A 12,605-nucleotide genomic window follows, 5' to 3' on the forward strand; every position below is an offset into this window, starting at 1 on the left:
AAGGAGCATTTTCCCTTTTATCATTCCACTTCCTCCATCTCACCCTTTGCTTCCATTGCATGGTCAACTAAGATCTGGCAAACACCACTTAATTCTCCCATACCTTTTAAACGACAGATTACTTGATACCCTTCTTCTTCTAACTGTGTCTTCCAGGAATCGTCTTCTTCTCCTGCCATGTCGTTGTGGGCGTGGTCGCCACATACAATCATAAGGGGCTGAAGCACAATGCGTGTGGAATCCGTCTTTTTTACTTGTTCCATAATATCCTGAAAGGTAGGTTCTGCTTCTACTGTACCAATATGGTATCGGTCAAATTCTCTTCTAGAAAAAACACCTGCCAGTCGTTCATACGCTTCGTTGGCTACATGTTCCGTTCCATGACCCATAAATATGATTTCCGTTCCTGCCTCATCGTATTCTCTGGTATCGTCTGTAAGAATCGTGGTGAGTCTTTCATAATCTTTCTCTGTTGATAACAGAGGTTTTCCACAGATAATCGTTTTAAATTGATCTTTATACTCCTCCACAGCAGAAAACATGCGGTCATTTTCCTCTCCCCCCATTACCAGGGTGGGTTGGACTAATACATGAGTATATCCTTCCTTATATAACTTTTCCAGCGCTTCAGAAACGCCATCTATTTCTATTCCATCTCTATTTTTAAGAATCCCAATAATAATCCGACTGGTAAATGCTCTGCGCATTTCAAAGCCTTTTAATTCATCTTTGATTGCCTGTTCAATGGACTCAATTGTTTTTCTTCTGCTATCATGATAGGTTGTACCAAAACTAACTACTAAAACCGCTTTTTTCATCTTATTCTCCTATATGTATATCTTTTTCCTGATTACCATATCACAGATGAATTTTACTGTCAAACTGCTTTTCACGCACCATAGGCGCAAAACCAAACGGTTTTGCGCCTACGACTCACATTGCATTCATTTTAGGAGATTATTAGAAATCTACCTCTGTATCATAGTAACAACAAATCAACAGTTTCTCCATCTCAGCCGGTGTAATCTGTCTTGGGTTGGAGCCGGTGCATGCATCACCTACTGCTAACTCAGCTACTGTCGCTAATTTATCATTGAACTCTGCTTCGTCAATGATTCCACCTTCATATTCCTTAATACAAGTAGGAATACTAAGTCCTTCATTCATGGAACGGATTTCAGTGATCAATGCATCTACCAGTTCTTCGTCCGTATCACCCTTTAAACCGATGAAACTGGCAATCTCACCATAACGTTTTGCTGCCTCGGAATCTTTTGCATTGAATTTGATTACCTTAGGAAGATACATTGCATTTGCACAACCATGTACAATATGTCCGCCTGAATATGCAGCTCCTGTCTTATGAGCCATAGAATGAACGATACCTAATAAAGCGTTGGAGAATGCCATACCTGCTAGGCACTGTGCATTATGCATACGAGCACGAGCTTCCAAATCACCACCATAGGATTTTGCTAAATCATTATGTATCATCTTGATCGCATGAAGCGCAAGAGGATCGGTATAGTCACAGTGAAGCGTAGATACATAAGCCTCTGCTGCATGAGTCAAAGCATCCATACCAGTGTATGCAGTCAACTGCTGAGGCATCGTCTCAGCAAGATCAGGATCAACGATCGCTACATCTGGTGTGATGTTAAAGTCTGCTAGCGGATATTTGATACCCTTGTGATAATCTGTAATAACACTGAACGCCGTTACTTCGGTTGCTGTACCGGAAGTAGAAGGAATCGCACAGAATTTAGCCTTAGTTCTTAAGGATGGAAAATTAAATGGAATACACAAATCATCAAATGAGACATCTGGATACTCATAAAATGCCCACATTGCCTTAGCTGCATCAATTGGAGAGCCGCCGCCGATTGCAACGATCCAGTCCGGTTCAAATTCACGCATAACCTCTGCGCCTCTTAATACTGTCTCTACGCTTGGATCAGGTTCTACCCCTTCAAATAACTTTACTTCAATTCCAGCTTCCTTTAAGTAAGCCTCTACTCTGTCAAGAAATCCAAATCGTTTCATCGAACCGCCGCCAACTACCACGATTGCCTTATTCCCCTTTAAATTCTTAAGTTCTTCTAAGGCACCTTTTCCGTGATACAAGTCTCTCGGTAATGTAAATCTAGCCATGTTATAACCCTCCTTATGAATTCCCAGTTTTTGCTATAACAATATTGTATTATAATTCGACAGGAAATACAAAGGTAAAAAGGTATATATCAGTATATAAATATTGATATATATTTAACATTCCGAGGCGTGCATATGCTCAGAGGATTCTAGTTCTTTTATGAATTCCTTCTCCCAGGGGGTTAAAGAATATCCCTTTCTATATACCAAGGAATCCCGAAAAATCCGGTCATCTCCATTACATTCCCGTTCCATTAAATGATACCTTTTTAGCATCTTGCCAGGCATTGGAGATACCCACATATAGGCATCATGATTTTCACACAATAGGTCAAACTGACTTCCTCGCTCAAACACGTAAATCTTCTTAGCTGAGTTTGTACGACCTGTTTCCTTTTCAGAATTCTCCTTACGGCTGGTCACACCGTCTCCATGGACAATTTCAATATAGGGCATCAAATCTTTTGAATCGATTTCCTTCTTTTGAGCTAGTGGATGACGAGAAGAGAAAAGTAGCCTTAAGGGAAAATCAAACAGCGGTTCCATAATTAGACCTTTTGCCACTGTGGTTTGTCTATAATAAGCCTCTGAAGTAGATTGATACCTGATGATTCCCAGACTATATTCCCCAGTCTCCACATCCCGCAAAGTTTCCGCTGTATTGGTCTCCCTTAGCCAGACAGCCATGGATTCCTCCGGGTCAATGGTTTGGATAAATTTAGTGCAGGCAAGACTGATATAACTTGCCCTTGGCATGGAAAGAGAAAATCTCATTCCATTGATCTGGTCCGGCTTATATAAATGCTCCATTTCCTCTATCTGAACCAGTACATTCCTGGCATATTCAAGGAATACCCTCCCTCTCTCCGTGGGAACCACTCCCTTAGGAGTCCGCTTAAATATAGGTGCACCAAGACTCTCTTCCAGACTTTTGATGGATTTGCTTAGATTTGGTTGATCCATAAAAAGGTTGGCTGCTGCCTGTGTGATGGAGCCTGTCTTTTCAACCTCTACCGCATATTGCAATAATACAGTGTTCAATCATCTTCCTCCTTTGTATTTACCTGCCTTCCTTTTCGGCTTCGTAAAGATACTTGGACAAGGCAGATAGGGAAACTGCCATATTTTCATTCTGTACCAGTACATGATCCGGGACTGATAAATGAATGGGAGCAAAATTCCAGATCGCCTTCACGCCTGCTGCCACCAGATGGTCACATGCTTCCTGAGCTGCATACGCCGGAACCGTGATAATTCCGATATGAATATTCATTCTCTGACAGAGGTTTTCAAGCTTTACAAATGGAAAGATTAGCTTTCCTCCGATTTTGGTATTCACCTTTCTTCCATCGGAATCAAAAGCCATGACAATTTCCACCCCATACTGCTCAAAACCTTTGTAGGTTAAAAGTGCTTTTCCTAATGACCCTGCCCCTACCAAAACGGCCTGGTTAGTGTTATGAAATCCCAAAAATTCTTCAATATCTCGAATTAATTCCCTGATCAGGTACCCCATTTTCGGTTTGCCGCCAGTCTTTGTCACCATGGCAAGGTCTTTACGGACTTGAACTTCATTAAGCTTTAAGTCGGCTGCCATAGAGGGAGCTGATATAGTTTCTGCCTTTTCCTTACCCTTTTGCTCCAGGTAATGATGATAAACTGGGAGGCGTTCCAGTGTCTTTCTGGAGATTCCTCCCACCATGTGTCTTTTTTCTTCCATAAGCAAATACTCCCCCTTCTAAAACCGCAGGCTCCTGCACCGGTTAAATGCCGCAAATACTTCCTGTCTTCTGGGAACAGCTAGATTAACCTCTCTATCAATGGAGCGGAGATATTACCTCAAATCCCAGGAAGTCTTCATTTAAAGGTCTCCCTCCTCTTAATTTTCTTGCAGATCGGCAAGGAACATGGCATCTCCAAAACTAAAGAAACGATAGCGCTCCTTGATTGCTTCGTGATAAGCATGCAGTACATGTTCTCTTCCTGCCAAAGCGGAAACCAACATGACTAGAGTGGATTCTGGTAGATGAAAGTTGGTAATCAGACAGTCCAGAGTCTTAAAGCGATAACCTGGATAAATGAAAATCTCCGTCCAGCCACTTCCTGCTTTTAAGATACCTTCTTCCGTGGAAGCAGACTCAACGGTGCGGCAACTGGTTGTACCTACGCAGATGATTCTGCCCCCATTCTTTTTGGCATCGTTTACCTTTTTGGCTTCTGCTTCCTCAACAACATAGAATTCTGAATGCATGTGATGGCTTTCGATCTCATCCACTTTAACTGGTCGAAACGTTCCAAGACCAACATGAAGGGTCACTCGTGCAATGGTTATTCCCTTTTTCTCGATCTCTTCCAATAATTCTTTTGTAAAATGAAGCCCTGCTGTTGGTGCAGCGGCTGATCCCTCATGCTTTGCATACACGGTCTGATAGCGGTTTTTATCTTGAAGCTGATGAGTGATATAAGGAGGCAACGGCATCTGGCCCAACTGATCTAATATTTCTTCAAAGATTCCGTCATAAGAAAACTGTATTAGTCGATTTCCCTCTTCTACTACATCGATTACAGTTCCTTTTAATAATCCATCTCCAAAGGAAATCACAGTTCCTTCCTTCGCTTTTTTACCTGGCTTTACAAGAGTCTCCCAGATATCATTCTCTCTTCTCTTTAATAGAAGGATCTCTATTTTAGCTTCCGTTCCTTCTTTCACTCCAAATAGTCTGGCTGGAATTACCTTAGTGTCATTTATAACAAGACAGTCTCCCTCTTTTAAATAGGAAAGAATGTCTCTAAAGTGTTTATGTTTAATCTCTCCTGTTTGCTTGTCCAATACCAAAAGCCTAGATGAAGAACGATCTAAAAGTGGATCCTGAGCAATCAGTTCCTGGGGTAAATCAAAATCAAAATCCTTTACGTTCATGATTTATTATCTCCTTTGATAAAAATGCCCCTCTGCACGGTGCCACGCAGAGAAGCATCTGTTCTTACCTATTAATTTGTCTGACTTGTCTGGCTAGAAGACTCCTTGGCACTTTCCGACTCCTGACCAGTTGAATCTTTCCCGGTTTCTGACTCTGCCTGAGAGCTTTCTTCGGTTTCATCTTTCTGGTTCATCAAGGTATGATAAACAGCCAAAAGATTCTCATCAGACTTTAAAGCCTTATCAAGACTTTCATTTACTTCCTTTGCCAGTTTTTGAACCTCATCAGAACGATTGGCTTCTTCCATCAGTTCAGACTGTTTTTTATCCGTATCTGCAACCAGATAATAGGTTCCGTCAGCGTTTTTTTTCGCATAACAAACAATAAGACTTGGAGCCAGAGATTCCGCCTGGCGGAATTTTACATCGAACCTAGTGTAAACAAGGTAATCCCCTTCTTCCACACCTGAAGTTGTATAGCAGACCAGATTCTCATAGCTTTGATAGAACTTAACTTCTTCTTCCAGTCTAGCATTCTGTTTTTCCAGTCCTTCTGTCGGGCAACTTCCTCCATACACAGTAGAAAGCGCTTCTTTATCACAGGTTTTTCTGGCTTTAAAATATGCTTCCATTAATTCCTTGATCTCCGGTACCGCGTCCTTCTTTAAAGTGATCTCAGCTTTTGGCACTTCTTTTGATCCATTTTCCTCTTTACCTACGGAAGAATTCCCTGCTTTTTCTGTTAAATCCTTTTCCTTTTGACCAGGCTTATCCATTATAACTACCACGATCATAAGTATTATTACTACCAATGGAATGGTAAGAAATTTCCAATAACGTTTCAATCCGTCCTTGGTACCATTTTTCCATTTTTCCAATAAGTGCTTCATATCGGCTTGACCTCCTGGAGAAAGAATCTCCTTTCCATTTTAACAAAAAAAACGATAAAAATCAACAAATACTCTTGCGCTTTAAAACATCTTATAGTAGAATGTATAAGATGCATCTGTAGCTCAGTGGATAGAGCAATGGCCTCCGGAGCCGTGTGCGTAGGTTCGATTCCTATCAGATGCACTTTTTGTATGTCAAAAACAAATCTCTGAATTTTATTTTTTATAATAAATATGAGTATATTTTTTCATGTTAATCATTTTATATTAGAGATTACATACTTATTTGTTTTTATATTTTTTTCTTCAATTGCTTCTTCTATGAAGTTTTAAACTTCTTATCTAAGAATATTATGATTCAATCTTAAACATACTTTTTTATCTTATTAAAACTCCCCAATAATTATCAAATAAAATATCACACACAAAAAAGATTTAGTCTTGATTCATTCAACATTAAAATTGTATTTCTATATAAATAATTCGCATGATTAATATTATCTCTTACGACTATACTCTTTTTCATTTTTTTAATAGGTAGAAAAAACTCCTAATATTATAATTACCTCTAATATAGCAAATGACTTTATTTAATCCCTACAACATACTTTTTATTATTAAGATATCTTATATAAAGCAATATTTCTAAATAGTGCGCACCTTCATAACTTATGTATAATATATAATAATTATTATATGCATGTATTGTTATGGTTCCGTAATTTTTGACATTTCATCTTGATTCTTACTCCATAATTAATATTTAAGCAGAAAAAATATACTTTCACCTCTTTATCTCAATTGCATTTAAATATCTCTGGCTAACTTAGATTCACAATACCTACAAAACTTCTAACGCTACAGTATATTTAAACCTGTCCTCGTTTTATGCCTTTTTTTACGAAAAAAACTACTTATTTTTTGGTCCGAAATATAAGAATGCATATGAAGCACTTATTTCCTTCAAGCAGATAAGACGTTATAAAAGAGTAAATATCTAAAAAAAATGTTAAAATAATTCAGATATCAATTTTTAATATATTAATCCAATAAAAACAAGACTGATAAAAAGTCCCTCTTATCTACTATATACATATAGCTTAGGATTGTAATAGTATTTGTAAAATACTATTGTTGGAGAAAAAAAAATAGTGTCAAATTAAAAATATAAAACTTATTTTAATTGTGGTTTTATAATTAGGAAAATAATTAAGAGACTTCAGAAGATTAAGTAAGAAATTAATTTCAATAGTAAAATAATAATAATAATGTTTCTGATTTTAAATCATAAATTATCTAAATGTAACTTTTGAACACTCTTCCCTTTTTTGTCAGGATTCAACTTAAATTCCTTTAATCACCACGGCTATAAACAAAATAGCCGTGGTGCATCCATAAAAATGTTTTATTATGATTCATAGTAAGATTCATATATAACCTATATTATTTATGAAAACACCCGGGGTGATTATAAAAATTTGCTCTATATAAAATTATAAATAAACTTTACCGCAGCAGCTCGGTTGACACTGATAATGCCGCTGTTCATGTAAAGCATGAGTAAGATGATCCGTCACAGGCGTCTATACCTAAGTTATGAAGTATTCTACTTCCTTGTGCCTGACTACCTGCTCGAATAATCATTCTTTTCCAGTTCTTCTGTCTAAGCATTAACCCTACTAAAAATATTAATAAAGGATGAGTTAGTGTAGTGTTTTATCTCGAACTTGAGTCTTACACTTTTATTGTGCCTGTTTCTTTAGATTTGTATCCCTCTTTTTTTTATAGCCAGTTATATCCAAACTATATGGTATTGTAAAGTCAGAATCAAGTCTCCCAACTTAATGATTCTGGCTTTTTCAATTAAAAAATTATTTTTACAATGACTTTCTATACTTGTAATTTTTATTTACCAGGTTCACGTAGAAGCCCTATTTTAAAATACAAGTTCAACTAATAGTCTAATAGGCATTATAGCCTACTCCTATTCGACAAGAAATAATATTAACAGTTTGCTACTGTTCATCCTGCTTTTTAGCAGAACATCCACAAATTCTTTTCACATCTCCGCGCCTCTATTCGAACATATGTTCTTTGTGTATCATATCACCCTAACCTGTTTTCGTCAAGTGTTGTATCATTATTTTTCAGATACAATTCTAATCTTATTATACTCATTAGAAAATAGGCTAGATTTATCGGTTCAGCTAGCTTAATTGACTTAGTTCACCTAGTTATCTTAATTTAGATATTTTCTACGCAAAATCCATCCCCCTAATCCTTGTCTTTCTGTTGATTGATCCCACTCCCTACTAACATACAGTAAATTACCTTCTTACTCTGTAAATCACCCAAGAACCATATTATTTCAAAACAGTTCTACTACTACATCAGATACCATTTTACTTAATTCAATTGTATTGTTGACAAATTGTCTACATCATGTTAGTATGACATCACAAGAAAATATTAACTGTATTATATTTTGCTATCCTCTCCCATTCCACAAATTTCTTTTCCATTTCTGCCTCCCATGCCAATTTATGTATTTAGGGTAAGTTCCATTTCGACACCCTTAAGACACAGACATCAGATCAGATGGAAAGGAGAATCAAACACTATCATGGAGTTTAACAGAGAAACAAAAATTCCCACCAGGGAAGAATTTCACAAAATGTATGCAGGCGAAATCAGCGTTAGTGATTTCTGCACGCATCAGTCAAAAAAGCGCAAAGTACCTCAATATACTCTGACCGAACGAAAGCTTCAGTCAAAGAGCAAAAATCTGCACACATAAAACACCATATGTTTCACCATAAATAAGAACCATTGAATCAAGGGGGGATATCCTTGGCAAAGGAAAAATCATGCCATAAATTCATTTACAAACTACCCAGCAAACGTCTTGCCAAAGCGGACTGGAATCTCAATTTACCAATACATACGGCACTCAAAAATAAAAACGATGTGGTAGCACTTAGCGATAGCCAGCTTTTACGCTGGATCTGTGAGCTAAATGGGATTAAAGATCTGGATCTGGAGGTAAAGTCCATTCAATCCCAAATCAAACATCAAAAAAATTTACCAAAAAGCGAAGCAACTAAAAATAACATAAGAGAGTTATACAAAAAACTTTATTCCCTTCAATATCAGAAGGATTATGTATGTATCATCATGAACACAAAAAAAGACTACTTAAGAGCAAACAAAGGATTTACCATTAACCAATTCCATTACCGCAGACTTTTAGGAACCAACGGTGGCATTAAAAAATCTACCATAACCTATGTGGGAAGTTCCATATATGATGAAATAAAGAAACGTATGGATAACGGAAGAAATTTAAGCAAGCCTTTGATTCCAGCTAAACTGGAAGCTTATCAGGCCTTAATCTGCAGCAGCTCCATTCCGGTAACTATGCCAAGAATTGCAATTGTAAAGGATTGCGTTGTAACCTTTAAAGAAGATGTGATTCTAATTCAAGATGGGATCAAAGATGAGCCTGAGATGACACGTGAGAAAGACTACGAAATTACTTATTGCGATTCTGACGGATATGGTCTTATGTCTCCGGAATATTCCGTGATCGTAAATAAGAATCTTCATGGAGAATCCTCCAATGGGGAAACAATTACAGGAATTAATACCCGCTTTGCCTGGACCAAAGGTATGCTTTTTACCTTTGATTTTAAGAAGTTTGCCGGGGAGGTTAACAAGGAAAATTACACGTTTTACGATGCCTGGGGTACCTCACGAGATATTCGAGATTATGACGTCATACTTACCACCTCCATGGTAAAGCTGTGGGATTCCTATTATAGTCTAGAGCATTTCCTGCAATGTTCCCAGGAAAACCATTATGAGTTTTCCGTTTCCAAAACAACGCCAAGCAAGCTGGAACATGTGAGAAATGCCAACTACCAGTTTCTACAGACCTTTGAATTTACAGAGGAGGAGCTCTATGAGCTTTGTGAACCTACGATCCGTGAAATCAAGGATGTTCTTTTCGATGACTGGCGTAAAACCATTGTATTTCTAAAAGGAATGCATCTTGATGAATCGCAGGCAGATAGTTGGGAGCACGATTTTATAAAAGCATTGATGATTGATAAGCAAATGGCTAAGGATCCTTTTGTAGTCGGAAAGATCTACAATATGATCCGAAAGAGAATCCAGATGGCCGCAAAAGGGTCTATAAAGCTGACCGGAAATTTTGCCATTGTCTCCGGTGACCCCTACTCTCTCGCCCAATCTATCTTTGGACTTCCGGTTACCGGGCTTTTAAAAGCAGGGGAGGTTTACCATTCCTACTGGAAAGACAAGGGAGTGAAAGGGATTGCCTGCTTTCGTGCTCCCATGACATGTCATAACAACATTAGAAGACGCAAGGTCGTCCATAATCCAGAAATGGATGACTGGTATCAATACAACCAAACCAGTATGATTCTTAATTCCTGGGATAGTACCTGTGATGCTTTAAATGGCGCAGATAAGGACAGCGATGCTTTCTTTACCACAGATCATCCGATTATTGTAAGGAACACAAAGAATGCTCCCACCATTGAGTGCGTACAAAAACGGGCTGATACGGTCATTCCAGAGGAATCCCATTTCGTACAGGCAAATGTCCTTGCATTTGGAGATGAAATCGGTGCTACCACCAATAAAATCACTGCCATGATAGAGATTCAATCTGGTTATCATAAGGACAGTCAGGAATATAAGGAATTGGATTACCGGATCATGTGCGGACAGCATTACCAGCAAAACTCCATTGATAAAGCAAAAGGTATCCTATCAAAGCCAATGCCAAAACATTGGTACGATCAATCTGCCTGCAAAAAGCTACCAGAGACCAGTGAGGAAGAGAAAAAATATAAGGAGCTTTGCCTTAGGATCTGTGCCAATAAAAAGCCATATTTCATGAAATACATTTACCCGGATCTTATGACAGAGTATAAAAGCTTCATCAATGACAGCAACAAGAAATCAATTCGATTGTTTCAGATGTCAATTGAAGAACTAATGGAAAAGCGGGATCTATCAACCGAAGAAATGGAATTTCTTAACTATCACAAAGAACTTTTACCCGTTGGAAACCGCCCCTGTACGGTCAATCAGATCTGCTGGCTATTTGAAAAGGAGTTTCATAATATCCTACCAAAACAAAAATCAGCTACTTCCTTTGATTATACTATTTTAAAATCAGGAGCATCCTACAACAAAAATGATTATAAGAAAATAGAGAAAGTGAAAGCTGAATATGATTTGGAAGTTAAGAATTATCAGTGCCTGGCAAAAACAGAACGTCTGGATAAAGACGAAGTAAGCCTGAACCGAACTATGCTGATTCTTAAATTCAAGGCTGCCTGTGAAGCAATCTGCCCCAACGAAAAAGAACTGTGTGACATCTTGCTGGATCTGTGTTATACCACCAGTAAATCAAAGCAATTTGTCTGGGATGTTTGCGGTGAAACAGTTATCAATAACTTATTAGAAAAGAATCACCATATTATCAATTACCCCGCCAAAACAAGCTCTAAAGGAGAATTTGAATTTGCGGGAGAATCATTTGTCATGAAACAAAGAGTAGAAAAGGAGGTTGAGGAACCATTATTATTTTAAATGAAAAAGTATATGTGGAACAATTGCTGGAATCTAATCGTCTGGATCTCTCAAAAACCTATCAGACCTTAAGTATGCTTGCCAGATACTTCTTCCATATAAAAGGATTTGAGAACAAGGAAATAATTGAAACACTTCATACCTTTATGGAGAATCACAATCCCAAATACAATCCAATCGATTGGTCTGATGCAATAGAGTCCTGCGTAAATCGTGCTCCCAAATATCCCTTATGTCAATGTGATGGCATTTGGGTTACAGATAAGGAGATAGATATCATAGAACGTATTTCCAATAAGGTTTTGGAGCGCCTTGCATTTACTCTCTTATGCCTGGCTAAATTTCGCAATTTTAGAAACGAAGAAAATCAAAATTGGGTAACCAACAGTGATAGTGAGATCTATAAACTCGCCTGCATTACCACAACTGCGTATGACAAAGATATCCGTTTTCATAAGTTAAGGGAATTAGGCCTTATTGAATTTGCTAATCGCATTGATAATCTAAGCATTCGAGTTTTGTTTGCAGAGGAAGCACAAAAAGGCAGGATATTTATTACGGATTTTAGAAAGCTGGGTTACGAGTGGAGAACGATCAAAGGCGAGAATTATATCAAATGCGTACAGTGCGATATCCTGGTGAGAAAAACTTCCTTAAATAAGAAATACTGCAGCAATTGCGCAAAGCAGAACCCCTACTACTCTCCTATGGAGAAAAAGACAATTACCTGTATTGACTGCAAGATCACATTTGAAGCAGCACCCGCCAGCAGAGAGTGCAGATGTGAAGAATGTAAGCTTCATCACAAAAAGGAAATTCAAAAGATGAAATTGAAACGATATCGCAGCAAAATGACAGTGTAACCCAACTCATTTCAAAGTAGAGTTTAAAAATACCCCTTTAAAACCATTGATCTTACGACGTTTTTCAAGAACATGTGTTCAATTGTAATATTTCTAATATGGAAAGGTAGAAAAGATCCAATCCTTTCTCATAACACTCCTTGGCACCGGCAGTCC

General features: G+C 37.9%; 9 protein-coding genes and 1 tRNA gene. 4 read left to right on the forward strand and 6 right to left on the reverse strand.

Annotated elements, in window-relative coordinates:
- Positions 1-20: 20 nt before the first annotated feature.
- The 6 genes from BET01_RS09570 to BET01_RS09595 all read right to left on the reverse strand — a co-directional run bounded on the left by BET01_RS09570 (position 21) and on the right by BET01_RS09595 (position 5,961).
- A complete protein-coding gene (locus BET01_RS09570) occupies positions 21-818 on the reverse strand; it encodes a sirohydrochlorin cobaltochelatase (protein ID WP_120196580.1) in 798 nt (265 codons plus the stop codon).
- A 142-nt stretch (positions 819-960) separates the two neighbouring features.
- Positions 961-2,151 (reverse strand): iron-containing alcohol dehydrogenase, encoded by a 1,191-nt coding sequence (locus tag BET01_RS09575; protein ID WP_120196581.1) that lies wholly within the window; start codon positions 2,149-2,151, stop codon positions 961-963.
- 114 nt (positions 2,152-2,265) lie between these two features.
- Positions 2,266-3,192, reverse strand: coding sequence for a LysR family transcriptional regulator (locus tag BET01_RS09580; RefSeq protein WP_120196582.1), 927 nt, complete (start codon positions 3,190-3,192; stop codon positions 2,266-2,268).
- Positions 3,193-3,211: 19 nt separating this feature from the next.
- Positions 3,212-3,871, reverse strand: coding sequence for a redox-sensing transcriptional repressor Rex (locus BET01_RS09585; protein WP_120196583.1), 660 nt, complete (start codon positions 3,869-3,871; stop codon positions 3,212-3,214).
- A 159-nt stretch (positions 3,872-4,030) separates the two neighbouring features.
- A complete protein-coding gene (queA, locus tag BET01_RS09590) occupies positions 4,031-5,071 on the reverse strand; it encodes a tRNA preQ1(34) S-adenosylmethionine ribosyltransferase-isomerase QueA (protein ID WP_120196584.1) in 1,041 nt (346 codons plus the stop codon).
- 71 nt (positions 5,072-5,142) lie between these two features.
- A complete protein-coding gene (locus tag BET01_RS09595; RefSeq protein ID WP_120196585.1) occupies positions 5,143-5,961 on the reverse strand; it encodes a hypothetical protein in 819 nt (272 codons plus the stop codon).
- Between the two features lie 112 nt (positions 5,962-6,073).
- On the opposite strand from BET01_RS09595, the gene BET01_RS09600 reads away from it, so the two are divergent.
- The 4 genes from BET01_RS09600 (at position 6,074) to BET01_RS09610 (ending at position 12,449) form a co-directional block, all read left to right on the forward strand.
- Positions 6,074-6,145 (forward strand) — tRNA-Arg (locus tag BET01_RS09600).
- Positions 6,146-8,584: 2,439 nt separating this feature from the next.
- Positions 8,585-8,758, forward strand: coding sequence for a hypothetical protein (locus BET01_RS21555; RefSeq protein ID WP_158585020.1), 174 nt, complete (start codon positions 8,585-8,587; stop codon positions 8,756-8,758).
- A gap of 53 nt (positions 8,759-8,811) precedes the next feature.
- Positions 8,812-11,586, forward strand: coding sequence for a hypothetical protein (locus tag BET01_RS09605; protein ID WP_120196586.1), 2,775 nt, complete (start codon positions 8,812-8,814; stop codon positions 11,584-11,586).
- Positions 11,587-11,600: 14 nt separating this feature from the next.
- Positions 11,601-12,449: a hypothetical protein gene (locus BET01_RS09610; RefSeq protein WP_120196587.1), complete on the forward strand. Its 849-nt coding sequence runs from the start codon at positions 11,601-11,603 to the stop codon at positions 12,447-12,449.
- Positions 12,450-12,605 lie beyond the last annotated feature (156 nt).

The organism is Lacrimispora algidixylanolytica (genome assembly GCF_003609635.1).
GTDB classification, from domain to species: Bacteria; Bacillota; Clostridia; order Lachnospirales; family Lachnospiraceae; genus Lacrimispora; species Lacrimispora algidixylanolytica.